This is a genomic window from Cryptobacterium curtum DSM 15641, assembly GCF_000023845.1.
Classification (GTDB): Bacteria; Actinomycetota; Coriobacteriia; order Coriobacteriales; family Eggerthellaceae; genus Cryptobacterium; species Cryptobacterium curtum.
In genome coordinates this window covers 1,051,195-1,072,017 of record NC_013170.1, presented here as the reverse complement: position 1 = coordinate 1,072,017, position 20,823 = coordinate 1,051,195, and the positions used below count along the sequence as shown (strand labels likewise).

17 protein-coding genes are annotated in these 20,823 nt (G+C 52.3%); 15 read left to right on the top strand and 2 right to left on the bottom strand.

What is annotated here, in order from left to right; all coding sequences use genetic code 11:
• Window positions 1–212: 212 nt before the first annotated feature.
• The 5 genes from fsa to rpmE all read left to right on the top strand — a co-directional run bounded on the left by fsa (window position 213) and on the right by rpmE (window position 6,810).
• On the top strand, window positions 213–893 hold the full coding sequence (gene fsa, locus CCUR_RS04605) for a fructose-6-phosphate aldolase (protein ID WP_012803315.1): 681 nt from the start codon (window positions 213–215) through the stop codon (window positions 891–893).
• Window positions 890–2,806 (top strand): transcription termination factor Rho, encoded by a 1,917-nt coding sequence (rho, locus tag CCUR_RS04600; RefSeq protein WP_012803314.1) that lies wholly within the window; start codon window positions 890–892, stop codon window positions 2,804–2,806. The genes fsa and rho overlap by 4 nt, the downstream gene beginning before the upstream one ends.
• Window positions 2,807–2,820: 14 nt before the next feature.
• Window positions 2,821–3,951: a signal peptide peptidase SppA gene (gene sppA / locus CCUR_RS04595; protein ID WP_012803313.1), complete on the top strand. Its 1,131-nt coding sequence runs from the start codon at window positions 2,821–2,823 to the stop codon at window positions 3,949–3,951.
• The gene (locus CCUR_RS04590) at window positions 3,932–5,953 is read left to right on the top strand and encodes a class I tRNA ligase family protein (protein WP_012803312.1); all 2,022 of its coding nucleotides are present in this window, start codon (window positions 3,932–3,934) and stop codon (window positions 5,951–5,953) included. The genes sppA and CCUR_RS04590 overlap by 20 nt, the downstream gene beginning before the upstream one ends.
• A gap of 329 nt (window positions 5,954–6,282) precedes the next feature.
• Window positions 6,283–6,810, top strand: a complete 528-nt coding sequence (gene rpmE, locus CCUR_RS04585) for a 50S ribosomal protein L31 (RefSeq protein ID WP_012803311.1) — start codon at window positions 6,283–6,285, stop codon at window positions 6,808–6,810.
• A gap of 130 nt (window positions 6,811–6,940) precedes the next feature.
• Here the strand turns inward: rpmE and CCUR_RS04580 are convergent, their stop codons facing one another.
• Window positions 6,941–7,999, bottom strand: coding sequence for a class I SAM-dependent methyltransferase (locus tag CCUR_RS04580; protein WP_012803310.1), 1,059 nt, complete (start codon window positions 7,997–7,999; stop codon window positions 6,941–6,943).
• 145 nt (window positions 8,000–8,144) lie between these two features.
• On the opposite strand from CCUR_RS04580, the gene thyX reads away from it, so the two are divergent.
• Together thyX and CCUR_RS04570 are read left to right on the top strand one after the other, a co-directional pair.
• Window positions 8,145–8,825 (top strand): FAD-dependent thymidylate synthase, encoded by a 681-nt coding sequence (thyX, locus tag CCUR_RS04575; RefSeq protein ID WP_012803309.1) that lies wholly within the window; start codon window positions 8,145–8,147, stop codon window positions 8,823–8,825.
• A gap of 1 nt (window position 8,826) precedes the next feature.
• The gene (locus tag CCUR_RS04570; protein ID WP_012803308.1) at window positions 8,827–10,002 is read left to right on the top strand and encodes a DUF1385 domain-containing protein; all 1,176 of its coding nucleotides are present in this window, start codon (window positions 8,827–8,829) and stop codon (window positions 10,000–10,002) included.
• Between the two features lie 157 nt (window positions 10,003–10,159).
• Here the strand turns inward: CCUR_RS04570 and CCUR_RS07550 are convergent, their stop codons facing one another.
• A complete protein-coding gene (locus tag CCUR_RS07550; RefSeq protein ID WP_169302066.1) occupies window positions 10,160–10,312 on the bottom strand; it encodes a hypothetical protein in 153 nt (50 codons plus the stop codon).
• A 383-nt stretch (window positions 10,313–10,695) separates the two neighbouring features.
• Between CCUR_RS07550 and CCUR_RS04565 the strand changes: the two genes are divergently transcribed.
• The 8 genes from CCUR_RS04565 to CCUR_RS04530 are packed head-to-tail and all read left to right on the top strand — an operon-like array spanning window position 10,696 to window position 20,814.
• Window positions 10,696–13,200 carry a DNA topoisomerase I gene (locus CCUR_RS04565; RefSeq protein ID WP_012803306.1) on the top strand — a complete coding sequence of 835 codons (2,505 nt, stop codon included), beginning with the start codon at window positions 10,696–10,698 and terminating at the stop codon, window positions 13,198–13,200.
• Window positions 13,201–13,202: 2 nt separating this feature from the next.
• Window positions 13,203–14,090, top strand: a complete 888-nt coding sequence (gene tmk, locus CCUR_RS04560; protein ID WP_012803305.1) for a dTMP kinase — start codon at window positions 13,203–13,205, stop codon at window positions 14,088–14,090.
• On the top strand, window positions 14,087–15,235 hold the full coding sequence (locus CCUR_RS04555) for a DNA polymerase III subunit (protein WP_012803304.1): 1,149 nt from the start codon (window positions 14,087–14,089) through the stop codon (window positions 15,233–15,235). Before tmk ends, CCUR_RS04555 begins: the two co-directional genes overlap by 4 nt.
• Window positions 15,201–16,532, top strand: coding sequence for a PSP1 domain-containing protein (locus CCUR_RS04550; RefSeq protein WP_012803303.1), 1,332 nt, complete (start codon window positions 15,201–15,203; stop codon window positions 16,530–16,532). Before CCUR_RS04555 ends, CCUR_RS04550 begins: the two co-directional genes overlap by 35 nt.
• A complete protein-coding gene (locus CCUR_RS04545) occupies window positions 16,525–17,994 on the top strand; it encodes a nicotinate phosphoribosyltransferase (RefSeq protein ID WP_012803302.1) in 1,470 nt (489 codons plus the stop codon). The genes CCUR_RS04550 and CCUR_RS04545 overlap by 8 nt, the downstream gene beginning before the upstream one ends.
• 9 nt (window positions 17,995–18,003) lie before the next feature.
• Window positions 18,004–18,909 (top strand): DegV family protein, encoded by a 906-nt coding sequence (locus CCUR_RS04540; RefSeq protein WP_012803301.1) that lies wholly within the window; start codon window positions 18,004–18,006, stop codon window positions 18,907–18,909.
• Window positions 18,910–18,946: 37 nt separating this feature from the next.
• Window positions 18,947–19,882 (top strand): DegV family protein, encoded by a 936-nt coding sequence (locus tag CCUR_RS04535; protein ID WP_012803300.1) that lies wholly within the window; start codon window positions 18,947–18,949, stop codon window positions 19,880–19,882.
• A 2-nt stretch (window positions 19,883–19,884) separates the two neighbouring features.
• Window positions 19,885–20,814: a DegV family protein gene (locus tag CCUR_RS04530; RefSeq protein WP_012803299.1), complete on the top strand. Its 930-nt coding sequence runs from the start codon at window positions 19,885–19,887 to the stop codon at window positions 20,812–20,814.
• Window positions 20,815–20,823 lie beyond the last annotated feature (9 nt).

Here is a 20,823-nt window from a genome sequence, read left to right as displayed (position 1 = left end):
GGTTGAAAAGAATAAAATCGCAGCCGTATCATGCGTTTATTAAACGTGTCGTAAGAAAACGCCTTGCACAGACGGAAGGTTTTGCGTAGTATTGCTTTGGTCAACCCCGATTCAGAGGGGTTTTGTCCACTATCCCATCTGACATGCGCACGTCCTATCTTTCATTCTGTCTTGTTGCGCATCAAACCTTTCCTTTTTAAGGAGGATCCCACGTGAAGTTCTTCTTGGACACGGCCGATTTGGCTGAGATCGAGGAGGCAGCCAGCTGGGGCGCCATTGCCGGCGTCACAACCAATCCGACGCTCTATGCGCGGACGGGTGGCAAGCTGTCTGATTTCCACAACCACATCAAGCGCATCTGCGAGATCGTTGATGGCCCTGTTTCGGCCGAAAGTGTTGCGATGCAGCGTGACGAAATCGTGCGTGATGGGCTTGAGCTTGCGGATATTGCCGATAACGTTGTGGTAAAGGTTCCCACGATGGTTGAAGGTCTTGCCGCTACGCATGAGCTTGCGCGCCGTGGGGTTCCGGTAAATATGACGCTGTGCTTCAGCGTGCCGCAGGCCTTGCTTGCCGCTCGTGCTGGTGCACGCTATGTGAGTCCCTTTATCGGTCGGTTTGATGACATCTCCGAAGATGGGCTTGATCAGGTCAGTAATATCGTCGGGGCACTTTCTCAGTACGATTTTTCGGACGCAACCGTGCACGGGGAGCGCATTGAAGTTATCGCCGCATCAGTAAGAAGCGCACATCATGTCACTCAGTGTGCGCTGATGGGGGCTGATATTGCTACGGTGCCGTTTGGCGTACTGAAAAAGATGGTTCAGCATCCGCTGACTGATCGTGGCCTTGAATCCTTCATGAAGGACTGGGAGAAAGTGCAGGGAGCATGAGCGATTCTGAAACTACCGATTCTGTGCCGGAAAAACCTGCTACTCCAACACGTCGCAAGCGAACAACAGCTTCAAAGTCAAAGGATGAGTCACCGTCCACCCAGACTCGACGCCGTCGCACAGGCACAGAAGATCTGTCTGACGCAGCACCTTCTCCTTCTCGACGTCGCCGCAGTAGTGCTGCTGATGAAAATGCCTCTGCTGATGCGGCATCGGCGCGTTCTACCCGTCGTGCTGCTAGTAAAGACGCTGATCAATCTGCTCCAAATAAAGTCGATGAAGGCACTTCACCGTCACAACCAGCGCAGCAGCATCGTCGCCGTACGCGCCGTATCGAAACAGGAACTGATGCGCCAGCAGCTCATGAGTCAGCAATACCAGCTTCAGAGCGTCAGGATTCGTCTTCTACAGGAGAAAGACGTCCAAAAGGCCGCGTGAAGCGGCATCAAAGCCAAAACCGTTTTGAACGGGGCGATAATCGTAGTGATAACCGTACGGGTAATGCAGCTCGTTCCGGTACTAATTCTTCTCGTTCCAACGGCAATGGTAATCGCCAACAAGGTAATGGGAATGGACAGAACCGTCGGCAGCAGCGTTATAACCGTCCCGATAATGCGTCTGCTTCTCCCAAGCTTTCGATAGAAGACCTTTCAAAGCTTAAGGTTGCCGAGTTGCGTGAGAAGGCTGATGCGCTCGATATTGACTGGAAAGGCCTGCTTAAAGCCGATCTTGTCAAAGCGGTCTACGACGCAACGCTCAAAAAGGATGGGTTCGTCGAAGCAGAAGGCGTTCTCGATGTGCTGGCTGATGGATATGGCTTCCTGCGCACTGAAGGGTATTTGCCAAGCGAGCATGACGTCTATGTTGGCACTTCGCTCATTCGTCGACAGCATCTTCGTAAGGGCGATCGCATCACGGGTCAAATTCGTCCCGCTCGTTCGGGCGAAAAGTATGGCGCCCTGCAGCGTCTTTACACGGTCAATGGCATTCCCGCTGATGAAGTGGGCGAACGGCCGCGATTCAAAGACCTGACACCGGTATATCCTGATGAGCGACTTGTGATGGAGCATGGTCGCACGTCTATCACTTCGCGTGTTATCGATTTAGCGGCGCCCATTGGCAAGGGTCAGCGCGGACTGATTGTCTCGCCGCCCAAGGCTGGCAAAACAACCGTTTTGAAACAGATCGCTGCATCTATTGCGCAGAACAATCCTGAATGTCACCTGATGTGTCTGCTTGTTGATGAACGCCCCGAAGAAGTGACCGATATGCAGCGTTCGGTACATGGTGAAGTAATTTCTTCAACCTTTGATATGCCTGCTGAAAACCACATTGCGGTGGCAGAAATGGTTATTGAACGGGCAAAGCGTCTGGTTGAGATGGGCAAAGATGTTGTTATCCTGCTCGACAGCATCACGCGTCTTGCGCGCGCCTACAACCTTGCGCAGCCAGCGAGTGGTCGTATTCTGTCAGGTGGTGTTGATTCAACCGCACTGTATCCTCCCAAGCGCTTCCTTGGCGCGGCGCGCAATATCGAGTTCGGCGGCAGCTTAACCATTCTTGCTTCAGCTCTTATCGATACCGGTTCGAAGATGGACGAAGTTATCTTCGAAGAGTTCAAGGGCACAGGCAATATGGAGCTCAAACTCGACCGCAATCTCGCCGACCGTCGTATTTACCCAGCTATCGATCCGGTGGCTTCCGGTACGCGTAAGGAAGACTTGCTGCTTGACCAGCAAGAGGCACCTCTTATTTGGGCGGTGCGTCGTATTCTGGCGAATATGAACAATACCGAGCGTTCGATGGATATGCTGATTAAATCGCTTAAGCAGACGGAAACCAATCAGGAATTCCTCTTGCGCACCGCGAAGAAGGCACAGGGGCGCCGTCTGGAAGATAATCTCGAACTGTAAGGATTTGAACCACCATGGAACCGCAGGGCACCCCAGAACGTCCCGTTGAATCGGGCTTTACCGCAAGTGGTAGGGCAGATGCCAGCAGTGTCACCACAGGCGCTGGTACGAGCAGCGCATATGCTGCTCCTGTTCCACCGCAGAGTTCGCATCAGCAAGCCTCTGCGCCTGCCCAGCCAGCAACCGCATCGAGTCAGCAAGCCGCGGTACAGCCAAAAAAGCATACAGGGCGTATTATTGCGCTTAGTATTGTGGCCCTGCTTGCCCTGACGGTGTTCCTGATGGGTTCGTGCGTTAACACGCTCATCGGTGCTGCTCGTGAGGGTGCGGAGCATGCACAGCCCAATTCAGTTGCGGTTATCACTATGAGTGGCACCATTGGTTATAACGGTACGTCGTGTAGCCCCGAAGGGCTGAAAGAACTGCTTGACGAAGCGCAAGCCGATCCGAATATTAAGGCAGTCGTACTGCGTGTTAATTCCGGTGGAGGAACAGCGACAGCGGGCGAAGAGATGGCTTCCTATGTGCGTGATTTTAAAGCGTCAAAGCCTATTGTTGTTTCTAGCGCTGCTATTAATTGCAGCGCAGCATATGAAATATCTTCCCAGGCAGATCGCATCTTTGTGGCAAAGAGCACCGAGATTGGCTCCATCGGCACGGTCATGCAATCGATTGATTATTCGGGTCTTATGAAGCTGCTGGGTGTAAATATCGACAATATTGCCAGTGCTGAAAGCAAGGATTCTTCCTATGGTTCGCGTCCCTTAACCGATGAAGAGCGCGCTTACTATCAAGATTTGGTTGACCAGATTAATGCGGTCTTTACTGACAACGTAGCGCAGGGACGTCATTTATCTGCCGAAGAAGTGTCGCAACTTGCGACGGGGCTTCCGTTTACCGGGGTGACAGCAGTTAACAATGGTCTCGCTGATGAAATCGGCACGCTTGAGGATGCGCTTGATGCTGCCGCCTCTTTGGCTGGTCTTGATTCCTATTCTAAGACGACACTTGAGCTGCCGACTTCTCCCTTATCTTCTCTGTTTGGATCCTTGTCGGGTTCTTCTCAGGCGAATCGGGGTCTTTCTGCATCCGATCTTGAACAGCTGATAAAGGAGCTGAATACATATGACGGAAACGTCGAATAGCACAAGCTGGCCGGCGCGTGCTGTCGTGACGGCCGGTATGCCGTATGGGAATAAGGCCCTGCATTTTGGACATGTCGGTGGCGTATTTGTCCCCGCCGACTGTTTTGCGCGCTTCTTGCGTGACCGTATTGGTGCTGAAAATGTACGTTTTGTATCGGGAACCGACTGCTATGGGTCGCCCATCAACGAGGGGTATCGCAAGCTTGTGGAAGCGGGCGACTTCACTGGCACTATTTCCGATTATGTGCAGATGAATCATGATCGCCAGAAAGCGACGCTTGATGCGTATGACGTGAGCCTTGATATCTACGAGGGAAGCGGTATCGGTCACGCGGGTGAAGTGCATCAAGAGATAACTGACCTATTCGTGCGTGCGCTTTACGATAACGGTTACCTTCATCGTCAAGAGACGCTGCAGTTCTATGACGCACAAGCCCAGACGTTTTTAAACGGTCGTCAGGTGCAGGGGCATTGTCCTGTACAGGGGTGCAAGAGTGAAAAAGCGTACGCGGATGAATGCGACCTTGGTCACCAATACGCGCCGGTTGATCTTATCAATCCGATATCAACCATTACCGGCACTGTTCCCGAAATGCGTCCGGTGCATAATTGGTATTTTGACCTACCCGAATTTATCGACTACCTGCGTCGGTGGGTTGCTAGTGAAGAAGCAGATCCGACGGTGCGCCGGGTGGTTACCGACACCGTACGTGAGTTTCTTGCTCCACCGATTATCTTCGTGAAGCAGGAAGCGTGGGATGATTATCTTGCTGTAAAAGACGATCTACCTGAGCATTCTTTTCGTCCAGCAGGGAAGGGTAAGCAGAGCTTCGAAATAGAGTTTGCTGATATCGCCGCCCGCGACGAAGCGCGCAGTGTGCTCGCCCGTGCTGGCATCCGTTTTCGCACCGGGAAAACCCTGGTGCCGTTTCGCATTACCGGCAATATCGAGTGGGGAGTGGCTGCTGTCGACCTAGAAGGTTCTGAAAACCTTACCGTGTGGTGTTGGCCGGAAAGCCTCTGGGCACCCATTTCATTTACGATTGCCGTCAATGACGCGCTCGGTCTTCCGCGCGACGAATGGCATCGGTGGTGGTGCGATGACGATGCCGAGGTGTATCAATTTATCGGCCAGGACAATATCTATTTCTATGGGGTAGCACAACCAGCTATTTGGGCAGCAGTACAGCCCGATAACGAACGTCACCTTCCGCCCGTTGGACATGATTTGCGTTCGACACAACTTGTTGCGAATCATCATTTGCTCTTTGGCAATAAGAAGGCATCTTCATCTGGTTCGGTAAAGCCACCTTCAGCTGATGAACTGCTCAATTACTACACAGTCGAGCAGTTACGCGCTCACTGGTTGGCGCTTGGCCTCGATCAAAAGCCAGCTGGCTTCAAACCCAAGCCCTTCGATCCCGATCCGAATGTGCGCACTGATTCGCGCGTAGCGGATCCGGTATTGAAGGAAGGTGCACTGCTTACCAAGGTGTTCAATCGTTTGGCGCGCAGTTGTCTTTACGAGGCAAAAAACCACTTTGACGGATGTATACCGTTGGGTGAGGTAACTCCCAGTGTGCGGGATCAGGGAATAGCGACACTGTCTCGTTATGACGAACTCATGCACCAGGTGGAACTTCATTCGATTATGTCGCTTATGGATGAATTTATTCGCTTTGCCAATAAATACTGGAGCGATGGTATCCGTCGTGCTGAAAACGAAGAGGACGCAGGTCTGCGGCGGCAGGTGTTGCTTGATTCAACCTATCTGCTGCGTATTGCTACCTTGCTCATGCATCCGGTGGTGCCGCAGGGGTGCGAGAAAATCTGCGACTATCTCGATTTCGATGCCCATGAGTTCTTCAGCTGGAATTACGATTTTGAAAGTCTTGATGAGCTCTGCAGTGCTGGTGAAATCGAGCAGGGGAGTCACCCAGTGCGCCCGCTGCCGCCGCGTACTGATTTCTTCGCCGCGCATCCGTCTCAGTTCAAGCGATAATAATACCGTGGTTGCGGCTCAGTCAGTAGTCGGGCTGTTGTTGATGCGTTCGTTGTATTTAGAGGGTTGATGCTCAAGTTCAGCAAACGCCGGTAGGGGCGAAGCTAACCGTGCTAAGGCTAATCGCGCGAAGCGAATAAAGCAGCTTGAGGCGCGAAATTAAGCCGCAGTATGAGAATAAAAGCTTAGTATTCGAACAAATTTGAGCATTAAGTCGATGCTCAAGGTTTGTGAAGGAAGCATTATCTTTTCATTCTTTGCCACGACGATGGTATGATAGGGCAGTTCGTCTTCACCCTGTATGGAAACCAGGGTACTAAGGAGCATCCATGAAAGCAGGAATTCATCCCGAATATGTTGACTGTACGGTCATTTGCAGCTGCGGGAACACGTTTAAGACGCGTTCCACCAAGCCTGAACTGCGTATTGACTTGTGCAATGAATGCCACCCGTTCTTCACGGGTCAGCAGAAGCTGATCGATACCGGTGGTCGTGTACAGCGCTTTACCGACCGCTTTGGTTCGGCGCGTGAAACTGTTGCGGCTCGCGAAGCTGCTAAGAAGGCCGAGCGTGCTGAAGCTACTGCTCAGGCAGAAGCTGCTAAGAAGGCCGAGCGCGAAGCTAAGGCTGCTAAGAAGGCCGAGCGTGCTGCTGAGTATGCCAAGAAAGCTGCTGAGGCTGAGGCTAAGGCCGCTGCTAAAGCGAAAGCTGCGGATCAGGCTGCTGAAGCTAACAAAGAGGCTGCTGAAGAAGCCGCTGCATCAGCTGAAAGTGAAGCAGCACCAGCTGCAGAAGAAACTGCTGCGCCCGCCGCTGAAGAGGCAGCACCCGAGCAGACTGAGGCTGCTGCTGAATAGTGCTTCTGCGTAGTAAGGCTTGAAGTTCAGGCCTTAGGCATTCAAGCACATTTTTCGAGTGCTTCTAGTGCGACTCTTCTCCTTTTCAAAACGAAAGAGGGAAGGGTCGTTTTTGATTGATGCGTATTCACTATTTATTCCAGGCGATAAATGCCCAAGTGATAATGCGTGCCTTGCGCAAGCGGAGTTGTCCTTCGATGTTGCCTTTATGGTCAGGCATACCAGCTGTTTCATTTTCAATCAGATTATGATCCAGCCAGGTACGTAGCTGTTTTTTTGCAGCGCGTGCGTCTTGCGTGCTATTTGCTGTCGCTTCGTCAATCATGCGACTGAAGTCATCAAAAGCTTCCGTATCGGTATTGAATGTGTCTTTGCGCGTGCTGCGAATATAATCAACCGTTGCAAGGCGTCCTTTGTTGAAAAGGATGTTCCAGACATACTGAGCGTCGCTGCCCTGTTCGTTGTGTATGCCGCAAGCAGCGAGCACTCGCTCATCCATGCGGGGGCTGCAACCGCAGGCAACGGTAACACAGCAGCGCCGACGGGCAACGTGATGTAGTTTGTCGAGTGCACTGCCAAGGTCATAGCACGATATGGAACGTGAGGCGATGGCAACATCGACTGATTCTTCTGTAAGACCAAGCGCATCCCAGTTATCATCCCAGCGCATGAGCTTAAAGTCGATACCACACACCCCAGCGGTCTTTTGTCGCTCTTGTGCCTGATCAAGCATACCGTGGCTAAAATCTCCCGCGATCACGTGATGACCGGCGCGTGCAAGAGGGACTGCAAGGCTACCGGTGCCACATCCCATATCAAAAACTACGTCGCCTTCTTTTATATCAGCTTTTTCGAGAAACGCTTTTACATAGGGGCTGGGAGCATCTTTTGAACCGAAGCTCTTCGAGCGCTTATTCCAGTACTGTGCGTCATCGAAGCGCCTACGTACGCGCTGCATGAGCTTCCATTCTGTATTCCAGTCGGTGGTTGAAAGGGTGCTAGCGTGTAGTATCTCGCTCTTGTGCGACAGAAGCTCATCGGGTTGCAAGCTCGGCATGCTATCAACCGTATTCACTCGTGAGCTCTCGTGTAGCAGAGAATTGTCGGGTTGCAAATTGTTGGTATCTGGTGTCTTTATAGAGGCGGCACGGTGCGATGTGTTGTTTTCGGTGTACTGCTCGTGTGCCATACATGCTCCTTCGTGGTGTCACCGTTTTGGTGTGGTAGATTGACGAGGTTATTGTATACGCAACCCATGCGCATTCGATACGGTTAAAGCTTTCCGTGTTCAAGCCGTATCGGTTTCGATGATTTCAGCAGACGGAGGTCGTCTCATGCATGTTGAGCTTTTGTACCATACGCCCGACCCCGAGCGTGCTATCGCGGTAGCAGCGCGCCTTTGTTATGCGCCGGTTGGGGCAGCTGAACTCGCCGAATCCCTGACTGAGGAACGCATTCAGAGTGTGCTGCGTACCATCATGACGAGCCGCCATTTCAGCACGCTTGAGCATGCAAGTTTTACTTTTGCCGTTGATGGTGTTTCGCGTGCGCTGACCCATCAACTCGTGCGACATCGCCTTGCGAGCTACAACCAGCAGTCGCAGCGCTATGTCAAGTTTAAGAACGGCATTGAAACGGTAAAACCGGCAACAATCGAGCAGATTCCCGAAGCCTCAGAGCGTTTCGATCGCCTGATGCAGGAAATACAAGCGGCCTATGCCGATCTGGTTGAAATGGGTGTGCCAGCCGAAGATGCGCGCTATCTGCTTCCGAATGCGGCGGAGTCGAAGATTGTTATTACAATGAATGCGCGCGAACTCTATCATTTCTTTGAGCTGCGTTGTTGCAATCGCGCACAGTGGGAAATTCGTGCTCTTGCGTGGGACATGCTCGATTTGGTGCGTCCGAAGGCGCCGTATATCTTTATGGATGCTGGTCCGTCATGTGTGCGGGAAGGCTGCCACGAAGGTAAGATGACCTGTCATCACCCGTATCCTCGCGTGAAGCGTGATTAAGGTGAAAAACGGCACTTCCGATCTTCGTCGTGCTTTTTCAGAAGATGGCGCACATAAGACGCATGTCGGTGGACAGGCGCTTATTGAAGGCGTTATGATGCGCGGTCGCCTTAACTGGGCGGTTGCTGTGCGCCAGCCAAATGGATCGATCTATACCGAGGAACATGACCTCGCAAGTGGGCGAGCTTCTCGTCGCTGGATGCACTGGCCGATCGTGCGGGGATGTACCGCTTTTGTTGAATCCCTTGTACTGGGTATGAAGGCGCTTGAAATTGCGGCGGCGCATGCCTTTGCTGGCGACAATGACCCGACTGATCAGGCGGGCGGTAACGAATCTTCTGTGACTGCTTTAACGGCGGATGAGGCCACGTTATCGAATACAAGTGCCCCTTCATCTTTTGCAGGTGATATTTCAGCACGGCATGACGCAGTTGAATCAACTGAAGACGGACTGCCGCATGTCTCAACTGGATCTGAGCCATCGCATACTTCAGCTGGTGACGAGATGCCACATACCGCCTTTGCCGCGAGTATGGTGGTCGGTCTTGTAGGGGGCATCGTGTTGTTTATCGTGCTTCCTGCGTTTTTAACCAATTTGCTCGTCGGCGAATATGATCAGGCGACAATTGCGTGGAATCTTGTTGACGGAATTCTGCGCGTGGCCGTGTTTGTGTTCTACATCTGGCTTATTGGGCGGATGAAGGATGTCAAGCGCATGTTTGGTTATCACGGCGCTGAACATAAGGCCATTCACTGCTTTGAGCATGGACTGTTGATGACGCCAGAGAATGCGCGGAGCTTTCCGCGTTTGCATGTGCGCTGTGGAACGGCATTTTTGATCATGGTTATGATTATCGCAATCTTCGTCTATACCATAACGCCCCTGGGAGCTCTTATTACGGCTTGGGGCGTAGCGGATGGTCTACCGAAGCTTACCCTGGTTATCGTCTCGCGTATTATTCTCATGCCGATAATTGCGGGGCTTAGTTATGAGATCACTGTTAAGTGGGCCGGCACACATCCTGAAAACCCCCTGGTAAAGGTAATTCTTTGGCCTGGTATGCAAATGCAATATTTAACAACCCGCGAACCTGATGACGGGCAGATTGAATGCGCTATCCGTGCGATGGAGGCTGTTCTCGCACGTGAGAAACAGAGTGCTGCACAAGGGGAGTAGAACGTCGGATGAGAGTCTGAGTTTTCATGGTATCCGCGCTCGTGTAAGAGTTCGGCGCACACTCGTTCATTAATGATAGTTCTGAGCTACTTTTGTTTCTTTTGGAAGAAACAATGTGCGTTGAGCGTGCTGGTATTGTTGGGGAAGTGTGCTGACGTTAGGGGAGAGTACTGACGATCTGGCTGGCCGGTTCCTCGTCAATACCACTATCAGTTGAGGGCGTACACGAGAGGGTAACGTATAAGTTAACTGCGACAATAAGACAAAGAATGAGCGCGCCTGTGACAGCGACAATCTTTTTCATGCTCATATGCATCCTTTCGCAGTCCCTCCATTCATCTGTTTTGTTTACACGTCGTCAAGAAGTGCAAGAGCGCAGAAACCCGATAAACTAAGAGGTCAAACCAGCAATTACTCCACGATGCAGCCACGAAGACAGCTCATGCGGAAGAAAATGCCTCACGCGGGAATGCACATAAGGATAGCCTACCTGCGCGCGATTGTGCTTGTCTTTAAGCGGATGCACGTAACGTTCGCGTGAAAAGCAAACAGCTTGGATAAGATTTCTATCGAAACATCGTTTAATCATGTATCCTAACTAGCTGTTTACCTCTGTCGTATCTGAAAACCAACAGGTGCCGACAGCCGACAGGGGGTATCCCCACGCACGTAAAATCAAGAGAGGGGCATCGTGTGAAACTGATCGTAACTGAAAAAAATGATGCGGCTGAAAAGATATCAGAGCTCTTGGGAGCCGGCCGTCCAAAGAAAGACAAAGTGTATTCCACGCCGGTATACCGCTTTACTCACCAGGGTGAAGAATGGGTAACCATTGGTTTGCGTGGTCATATTCTTGAAGTTGATTTCGCTCAGCGGCTTGTTTGGTCCAAGCGCGCTGGCTGGCGGGGTGTTGGTGCTACTGGTGAAGCGTTGGATGCTGAGGTTCCTGCCGATTTGCCGACACCACCCTTTAAAAAGAAAAAACCTTTTTCAGAAGATGGTGTTGATCTTAAAGCATGGAAAATGGAAGCGCTGCCATATTTGACGTATGCGCCCATCGAAAAGCTGCCGAAAGAAAAAGACATCATTCGCTCGCTCAAGAACCTTGCTAAGAAAGCCGATAGTGTCGTTATCGCCACTGACTTCGACCGCGAAGGTGAACTGATTGGCTCTGATGCGCTTTCTCAGATTCACGAGGCGAATCCGCTTTTACCGGTTTCACGTGCTCGTTATTCGGCGTTTACGAAGCAAGAGATCACCACAGCCTTCGATAATCTTGTTCAGCTCGATGGTAATTTGGCGCAGGCAGGTGCTTCTCGCCAGGACATCGACCTTATATGGGGCGCGGTTTTAACGCGGTATTTGACGACGGTCAAATTTGCTGGGTATGGCAATGTGCGCAGTTCAGGCCGCGTTCAGACCCCAACTTTGGCGCTCATTGTCGAAAAAGAGCGCGAGCGTCTTGCGTTTGTTCCTGAAGATTACTGGCAAATTCGTGGTGCATTTGCTGTGGGTGATGAATCTTTTACCGCTCCGCATGCAACTGCACGTTTTAAGGTAGAGGCTGAAGCGCGCTCCGCCATGGATCGGGTGCAAAACGCGCATAGTGCCACTGTTTCTGCTATCGAGAAGAAGACTCGCCGCGTCGCAGCACCGGCTCCTTTTAATACGACATCTCTTATGGCTGCAGCAGCGGCTGAAGGCATTAGACCTGCTCGTTGCATGCGTATGGCTGAAAGTCTCTACATGGATGGCTTTATCAGCTATCCGCGTGTCGATAATACGGTCTATCCAGCTTCCCTTGACCTTGCTGAAGTGGTTCATATGCTTGAGGGTAATCCGGCGTATCGCCCGTATTGCGCTCAGTTACTTTCCCAAGGTCCGCTGCATGCCACGCGTGGCAAAAAGGAAGAAACCGACCATCCGCCCATCTATCCTACAAACGTAGCAACACCCGATACGTTACCGGCGGCAGAATTCAAACTGTACAACCTCATCGCTCGCCGTTTTCTGGCGACGCTTTCCGATGCTGCTCTTATCGAAGGGACGAAGGTTTCACTTGATGTGGCGGGCGAGCCATTTACTGCAAAGGGCGACGTCCTTAAAGAAGCAGGGTTTCGTGCCATCTATCCGTATGGTTTGAAAAAAGACGAACAACTGCCCACTCTTAATCAGGGCGAACAGATTTCCTTTGAAGGGGCGACACTCGAACAAAAGCAGACCGAGCCACCTGCTCGGTATTCTCAGGGGCGCCTTATTCAGGAAATGGAAAAGCGTGGACTGGGAACCAAATCGACGCGCCATAGTATTATCGAGCGTCTTTATACGGTGAAGTATATTCAAAACGATCCGATTGAACCGTCGGCGCTCGGAATGGCAGTCTGTGATGCGCTCGGGCAGTGGGCACCGCATATTACCACGGCAGACATGACAGCCGAACTCGACCGAGAAATGGACGCGATAGCGGCAGGGCGCAAAACGCGCGAAGACGTGGTAACGCATAGCCGCGACTTGCTTTCCGAACAGCTTTCTGAATTGATTCCCCATTCTGAACAGGTGAAAGATGCGCTTGCTGACGCCGTAGCGGCGGACGCCTATGTGGGTAAATGCCCACGCTGTGGTAAAGATTTGCAGCTGCGTGTATCGCAAAAGACGCGCTCGATGTTTATTGGGTGCGCCGGCTGGCCCGATTGCGAAGTAACGTATCCGCTGCCAAAAGGCCGTATTGAAGCCACCGATACTCCATGCCCGGTTTGTGGCATGCCGCAGGTTAAGGTGTCGCCGTTTCGTGCGAAGCCCTATTTGCACTGCATCGACCCGCAATGCGCAAGCAATCAAGAGCCGGAACTTGTTGTGGGTAAATGTCCTACCTGTAAGGCAAATGGTATTGATGCAAACCTGGTGGCACGAAAGAATCCGCGTACGCTGAAACGGTCGATTACCTGCGAAAATTTTGACGAATGCGAGACGCGTTATCCGCTTCCTCAGTATGGCACGCTTGAAGCGACTGACGAGGTATGTGAACACTGCGGCGCGCCGATGGTTACCGTAGTTACCAATCGTGGCCCCTGGAAACTTTGCCCGAACTTCAATTGTCCCGGTAAAGTGGAAGCTGAAACGGCTCAAAAAGCTGCGTCATCTCAGTCACGCCGATCGGGATCACGTCGCTCGCGTGCGAAGGCAACGAAGGGGAAATAGGCGTGCCACAGGAGATCGGAAAACAAGGCGAGAACCCTGAGAGTGAACAACTCCAAAGCGAGCAATCTCAGCTTGAGGGGCCTCAAAGTGGATGTTCTCAAGGTAAACAGCCTCAAGATGGACGCTCTCAAAGTGAGAGCTCTCAGGGTGAAAGTCTCCAAAGTACTGGATCGCGGGGTGCTTTCATTACCTTTGAGGGGGGTGATGGCGCTGGTAAGTCAACGCATATCAAGTTTCTTGCCCGTGCTCTTGAGCAGTGTGGCTACTCAGTTGTGCGCCTGCGCGAACCAGGTGGTACGCAAGCGGGCGAGGCTCTCCGTCAGGTAGTGCTTGACCCGTCTTACGAAGGGCTTTCTGCCGAATCTGAACTGCTCATCTACGAGGCTGCCCGTGCTCAACTAGTAAAAGAAGTAATTGCGCCGGCTCTTGCGGCAGGTAAGATCGTGCTTTGCGATCGCTTTTGCGATTCGACCATTGCCTATCAGGCCTATGGTCGTGGTTTGTCACGCGACTTTGTGCAGGAGGCTAACTTGTTTGCCTGTCAAGGTATCAAACCCGATCGTACCGTTCTTATTAAAGCTCCAACTTCTGCGCGCAAACAATTAGAACGTGCGACGCGTGCTCAAGGACCTGATCGCATCGAATTAGCAGGTGTTGAATTCCATACGCGGGTGCGCGAGGCATTTGATGCTATTGCTGCATCCGACCCCGATCGTGTGCGCGTTGTGGTGTCAGCGTCGCGTAAAAGCGAAACGGCACGTCTTGTGTTTGCCGCGGTTGCCGATTGCGTGGGATGGGATGCCAACAAGCTGCCCTTTGACGAGCATTTTTTTGAACAGGCGAATAAAATTCATGGGGCAAGCCGACGTAAGCGGGGGCGTCAATCATGAGTGCTCCCGACGTGTTTGATCGCATTCTTGGACAGCCGCAGGTGCGGCGCTTTTTGCGGGCGCAGGTAGCAGCACAATGTATTGGACAGTCATATCTGTTCTGCGGTCCAGCTGGGTCAAACAAGACAGCGGCCGCGTATGCCTTAGCGCAAGCGGCACTCTGTGAAAAGGGAGGCTGTGGTATCTGTTCAACCTGCGAAAAGATACGGCGTCGTAATCACCCTGACGTGCGCTATATTGCCCCTGAAGGGGCGGCGGGGTATCTTGTGGGACAGATACGCGATATCACGTCCGATGTCGATCGAGCTCCCATTCAAGCGCAGCGTAAGGCATACATTATTGATCGCGTTGACCTCATGAATGCGAGTGCTGCGAACGCGTTTTTGAAAACACTTGAGGAACCACCTCAGCACGTGGTGCTTATCTTATTGGGACGTACACGTGAAGCGGTGCTTCCTACGATTGTTTCGCGTTGCCAGGTTGTGCCATTTCGTCATATTCCCGCTCATGAAGCATGCGGCATTATCAGCCAAAATACAGGAGTTCCACCTATGCGAGCTGCCGTTGCACTGGCAGCTTGTGATGGGTCAATCTCGCGCGCAATTGAGTTTGCCAAAAGTACCGAGCGCTTTGCGTTTCGTCAGCGCGTGCTCGACGTAATGGAATCGCTGCCACTTGCCGACGATCTCGATATTATTCAGTATGCTTCAGAATTACTTGATGCTGCAAAGGCGCCACTTGATCTAGTACGGGCCTCGCAGGAGCGCGACCTGGCTGCCTCGTCTGAATTTTTGGCAAAGTCAGCTATTCGTCAGATAGAAGCGCGTAATAAACGAGCACTCACTGCGCGTACTACCGAATCACTGCACCAGACGACAGCTATCATGCGTTCGTGGCTACGTGATGTACTTGCCGCAACAGCGGGTGCCGGCGTCACGATTGTCAACGAAGATAGGCGGGCAGGAATAGAAGCCGCGGCACTCCGTGTAAAGCCCGCGGCGCTCGTGCGTGCGTTACGTGCGCATGCGCGATGCGATGAGGCCATTCGTTATAATGTTTCTCCTGAGACCTGTATTGACGTGCTGCTCTTGCAGATAAGAGAGGAACTGTATGGTTCGCATAGCGCCGGTGGCGTTGCAATATAATCCCCGCACACTCTGGTTTGATCCAGGAGATCTGGATCTTTCCGAGGGTGATGCTGTTGTTGTTAAAACCGAGAAGGGAACCGAGTTTGGTCATTCTTCTCGCATTGTCGATGTGTCCGAAGAAGCGATCGAAAACTTAGCAAGTCCTCTTCAGCCTGTTTTACGGCGTGCAACCGAAGAAGACCTTCGTAAGGTTGATGACTTACGCCTCCAAAGCGATCAGGCTCTTCCCGTGTTTAAGCGTCTTGCAGCCGAAGCGGACTTGGCTATGCGTCCAATTATGGTGGAATTTACCTTTGAGGGCGATCGGGCTGTTTTCTTTTTTGAAGCCGAACAGCGTGTTGATTTCCGCGATCTGGTGCGCAAGCTTGCTTCTGAATTCCATGTGCGTATTGACATGCGTCAGATTGGCGTGCGCGATGAAGCGCGCATTGTTGGCGGCCTGGGTCATTGTGGCCAAGAATTATGCTGCCGTCGCCTGGGCGGCGAGTTTTGTCCAGTTTCTATTCGCATGGCCAAAGAACAAGATCTCTCGCTTAATCCACAGAAGATATCGGGCGCCTGTGGTCGTCTGATGTGCTGTTTGCGCTACGAATTTGATGCGTATAAAGAATTTCATAGTCGGTGTCCCAAGCAGAACGCAAAGATAAGCACGCCCTGCGGAATGGCGAAGGTTACCTCGCTGAATGTTCCACGTGAACGGGTGACCGTTCGGCTGGAAGACGACGGCAAGCAGGTCACATTCCCCTTAAGTGCAATGGATGATCCGGCTCCTGATGCGCCGTCAAAGCGTCCTACTAGCATTGGTGAAGCGTTTGAAGAGTTTGTTGACCCTGATCCCTTTGAGCATCTTGCTGGCGCACCTGCTTCGTTTAATACGGCTGCGTTTACACGTGAAGATAAGCCAGCTCCTGCGCAGGTGCACCATAATCCACATACGCAGACAAGCGAGCAGAGCTCGTCTTCCCAGTTGTCATCTGTTGGATCGTCGCATCGAACGCGCCGCCGTCGCACGCGTTCGCAGGCTTCTTCGACGTCGTCTGAGCATTCTTCGTCTTCCACGTCGACGGTACGTTCATCTCAGGTGACGGCTCCGCGACCAGGACAAAAGTCGAGCGGTATTCGTCGCAAGAGCACGGCACATAATGCGTCCGCTGCAAAAACGCACGATACAAAAATGCACGACGCAAAGCAGTCCCGTCGAAAAGAGGGTGCTTCATCTGCTACAGCTCCTGCACCGCGATCACATCGCACACCTCGCCGTCGACGGAGTGAGAAGGGTCGCTTAGATGAGTAATGATCTAACGCAGCATATTGATTACGAGTTGCTGACCGACCTGTACGAACTTACCATGGCTCAGGGGTTCTGGCAGTGTGGCAAGCAGAATGAACAAGCCTGCTTCACCATGTATTTCCGCGAGAATCCGTTTTCGGGTGGGTATACCGTGGCCTGTGGTATGGCACAGCTGGCCGATGTCATCGAATCGTTTCGCTTTACGCCAGACGATATCGAGTATCTATCGAGCTTGCCAGCTCCAGCGGGCGGCGCTCTCTTTGATGCGGGATTTCTTGAGTATCTCGCCGATATGCGTCTTACGGTTGATGTTGATGCGGTGGCAGAAGGAACAATTGTCTTTCCGAACGAACCGCTCGTGCGCGTTACCGGTTCCATTATGGAATGTCAGATTCTTGAAACAGCATTGCTGAATTGCGTAAACTTCCAGTCACTTATTGCCACCAAGGCGGCACGTGTCTGCGTGGCGGCGGGTAGTCCCGTTGCTGAATTTGGCTTGCGCCGCGCTCAGGGTACGGGTGGTGTCTGGGCGTCGCGCGCAGCGGTGGTCGGCGGATGTGCTAGTACCAGTAACTTACTTGCGGGGAAACTGTTCCACATTCCCGTTTCGGGCACACATGCTCATTCGTGGGTCATGTCATTCCCTAGTGAACTCGAGGCATTTCGAGCTTGGGCAGCCCATTTTCCGCACAACTGCGTATTACTTATTGATACTTATGATGTTGCTCAAGGTCTTGAAAATGCCATCACTGTCGGTCTTGAAATGCGTGAACGTGGTGAAGCGCTGTTGGGTGTACGCATCGATTCGGGCGACTTGGCCTGGCTTGCTAAACGGTGCCGTGCGCGTCTTGACGAAGTTGGTTTGAACGATTGCGGCATCATCCTTTCAAATGACCTCGATGAGCATACGATCGCTTCCATTCGCGCGCAGGGTGCCATTGTGTCGGGGTGGGGTGTTGGTACGAAGCTCGCCACCGCGTTTGACCAGCCGACACTTGGTGGCGTCTATAAACTTTCTGCGACACGTGAAGCGCCTGATATGCCCTGGGTTGATCACCTGAAGGTAAGTGAGAGTGTCACCAAACTTACCTTCCCCGGTGTTCTTGATGTGCGTCGATATTACCACGACGATGGCAAACTGGCTGGTGACATGGTTTTTGAAGAAAATCAGCCCGTTAACGATGAAGAGCGCATTATTGATCCAGCTGATGAACTTCGTCAGAAGAAGCTTGCCGGTAAGCGTTTTGAGACACTGTTGCGCCCACTTTCTCGCGCGGGAAACGTTGTGTTAGCAGACACACTGCGTGACGCGCTGGCTGCTCAGACGCGGGCGCGCGAGGGGCTGGCTCAACTCGATGAGTCTCAAAAGCGCATGCTCAACCCACATTCATATCCAGTGGGTTTGGAATCAGGGCTGTTTTATCGCCGGCGCGATTTGGCAGTGCATCTTCGTGGTCTTGATTAGGGAGAATCCATGATCCGGCTTGTCACCGATTCAACCATTACCGTACCTGAATCTATCCGCGTATCTGGGAAGGTACAGGTCATAAGTCTTTATGTACGCTGGGCTGGCCAAGAGTACGAAGATGCCACGATGGATGTCGATGACTTCTACGGGCACCTTGATGCAACAAGTGGAGAGCTTCCCACATCAAGCCAACCGTCTGCTGCCACGTTCGAATCGTGCTTTGAAGAAGCAGCCTGCGCCGAAGATGAAGTACTCGGTATCTTTATTTCTTCGGCACTGTCTGGAACCTATGAGGGGGCTCTTCGTGCTGCTCGTGCAGTTGCAGCGTGTCATCCCCAATTTAAGTTTGCACTTATCGATTCGTCGTCATGTGGAGGTGACGCAACACCAGCAGTACTCGAAGCACTTGATGCTATCGAATCGGGGGCTTCCCTTGATCATGCGGCTCAGCGCGCTCTGTTTGGTGTTCAGTCGTCGCGGTTTCTTTTTTCGCCGGTTTCACTCGACTTTTTACGTGCAGGTGGGCGCATTGGACGAGCTTCTGCACTCATTGGTGGCCTGATGCAGATACGTCCCGTTTTAACGGTGACCGACGGCTCGGTGCGCGTGCTTGCGAAGGCGCGCTCGCATAAAAAAGCACTTGCTGCCATTGTCAATCAGATTGATGCCGACATTGCCGGTCGCGGTGGCTTCAAACGCCTGATTGTTCACTACATTGGCAATCGTCAAAGCGCACTTGATTGGGTGCGCGATGTCGTGACACCGCATTTTGATCGTGCCGTTGACATCGCGCCTGTCAGTCCGGTAATCGGCGCACATGTGGGTCCGGCGCTGGGCATTGCCTACCAGTGCAATTTGCCGCTTCAGGACAAGATTACCGGTAACGTACAACAGCTTTTGTGCACCTGCTAACAGAGTGGCATCTGCCAAACAAGAAAGGAGCGACGCGATGGATGCGCGTTGCAATCTCATAGTTGATTCGTGTTGCGATTTGCCGTTTGACGTGGTTGATCGTCCAGGCATTGATGTGATTGAGTTTCCGTATGTTATGGATGGTTGCGATTACGTTGACGACCTATATCGTTCTCTTTCACCCCATGATTTTTACGAGGCCATGCGCGATAAAAAACGTCCTGCGCCGACGACTGCGCAGATTCCTGTTGCTACCCTGCGTGAAACGTTTGAGCGGGCTATCCAGACGGGTGTTCCCACGGTATACCTTTCGTTTTCAAGTGGATTGTCGGGTAGTTATGATGCGGCAGTGCTCGTGCGTGACGCATTGGCGGTTGAATATCCGGCATCAAAGCTGTACGTCGTTGATACCAAGCTTGCGTCGATTGCAGAAGGATTGCTGGTATTAGGCGCCATCGAGCAGCGTGAAGCGGGTCTGTCAGCTGAAGAAATGGTTGAATGGGTTCGCGAAGCGCGGTATTACGTGGGATCTCTGTTTATGGTTGACGATCTTGATTCACTGCGTCGTGGTGGCCGTATCCCTGCGTCTGTGGCCCTTGCTGGTGCGAAACTTGACGTCAAAGCGCTTCTTTCCTTCGACTTAGAAGGACATCTGTCTTTGTCTGGGGTAGCGCGCGGTCGCAAAAAAGGTATTCGTCAGCTTGCGGAATATGCTCTTGCGCGGGCAAACGATACGGCCGCTGGCGTGCATATGGTCGTGGCCGATGCCGATGCACCAAAGGACACACAGCGTCTTCGCGAAACAATCGACAAACAGCGTAACGGGGTAGTATTTTTATCGTCCCAGGTCGGGCCAGTTATCGGCAGTCATGTGGGGCCCGGTATGGTTGCAGTGGTGTTTTGGGGCCCCGATCGTCGCGAAGATCTTTCAGTGGCTGAACGTATTGCACGTCGAGTAAAAGATAGGGGATAGCGATGGCTGTCGCATGTAATCTTATTTTTGATTCTTGCTGTGATTTGCCGCGTACCATCTGGGATGTACCTGGGGTTACCATGCTGCCCTTTACCTACACTGATGGCGAGAAAAGCTATACCGATGATTCGTATGAAAGCCGCACGCCGCATGATTTTTACGAGTGGCTGCGAGCGGGAGCAACTCCGAGCACCTCACAACCGTCTCAACTAGAGTTTGAAACGGCATTCAGAAAGGCCGTGACATCGGGTATTCCCACAGTGTACTTTTCGTTTACGCGGGGCGCATCAGGAGCGTATGAGGGTGCGCTGGCCGCGCTTGATCGCATGCATGCTGAATTTGGAGACGACATTGAGCTGTATGTTGTCGACACCAAGTTAGGAAGTGCGCCGCAGGGTCTTCTGATGGTTGAAGCGCTGCGCCTGCGTGAACGGGGTATGACAGCACCTGAGATTGTCAATTGGGCACAGGAAGCACTCTATTTTGTGCAGACTATCTTTATGGTTGAAGATCTCACGACACTGCATCGTGGTGGGCGTATTCCTGCGAGTGTTGCTATCGCCGGGTCAAAGCTTGATTTGAAGCCGCTTTTATCGTGGGATCTCGACGGAAAGCTGGCAGTAGTAGGTGCTGCACGCGGACGTAAAAAGGGTATCAAACGCATGGTTGAGCTTTATCAGAAGGCTCACGATGATGGTCAGGGTGGCCAAATGGTGGCGGTAGGACAGGCCGACGCTCCTAAAGATGCCGATCGTCTCGTAGAACTTTTGGAAAAAGAAAATCCCGCGGCAGTATTTTTGCGTCTCAATATTGGTCCTACCGTTGGTAGTCACGTTGGACCGGGCATGCTTGCCTTAAGTTTCTGGGGTCCCGATCGGCGCGAGAGTATTTCTATTTCCGATCGTATTGCCAATAAGGTACGAAATTCATAAGAGAGGAAC

Bases quoted from the DNA above. Each gene is read 5' to 3' on its own strand.
- CCUR_RS04590 (WP_012803312.1), top strand. From the start codon at position 3,932: ATGACGGAAACGTCGAATAGCACAAGCTGGCCGGCGCGTGCTGTCGTG.
- thyX (WP_012803309.1), top strand. From the start codon at position 8,145: ATGCATGTTGAGCTTTTGTACCATACGCCCGACCCCGAGCGTGCTATC.
- CCUR_RS04540 (WP_012803301.1), top strand. From the start codon at position 18,004: ATGATCCGGCTTGTCACCGATTCAACCATTACCGTACCTGAATCTATC.
- CCUR_RS04545 (WP_012803302.1), top strand. From the start codon at position 16,525: ATGAGTAATGATCTAACGCAGCATATTGATTACGAGTTGCTGACCGAC.
- rpmE (WP_012803311.1), top strand. From the start codon at position 6,283: ATGAAAGCAGGAATTCATCCCGAATATGTTGACTGTACGGTCATTTGC.
- sppA (WP_012803313.1), top strand. From the start codon at position 2,821: ATGGAACCGCAGGGCACCCCAGAACGTCCCGTTGAATCGGGCTTTACC.
- CCUR_RS04555 (WP_012803304.1), top strand. From the start codon at position 14,087: ATGAGTGCTCCCGACGTGTTTGATCGCATTCTTGGACAGCCGCAGGTG.
- CCUR_RS04580 (WP_012803310.1), bottom strand. From the start codon at position 7,999: ATGGCACACGAGCAGTACACCGAAAACAACACATCGCACCGTGCCGCC.
- CCUR_RS07550 (WP_169302066.1), bottom strand. From the start codon at position 10,312: ATGAGCATGAAAAAGATTGTCGCTGTCACAGGCGCGCTCATTCTTTGT.
- rho (WP_012803314.1), top strand. From the start codon at position 890: ATGAGCGATTCTGAAACTACCGATTCTGTGCCGGAAAAACCTGCTACT.
- CCUR_RS04550 (WP_012803303.1), top strand. From the start codon at position 15,201: ATGGTTCGCATAGCGCCGGTGGCGTTGCAATATAATCCCCGCACACTC.
- CCUR_RS04530 (WP_012803299.1), top strand. From the start codon at position 19,885: ATGGCTGTCGCATGTAATCTTATTTTTGATTCTTGCTGTGATTTGCCG.
- CCUR_RS04535 (WP_012803300.1), top strand. From the start codon at position 18,947: ATGGATGCGCGTTGCAATCTCATAGTTGATTCGTGTTGCGATTTGCCG.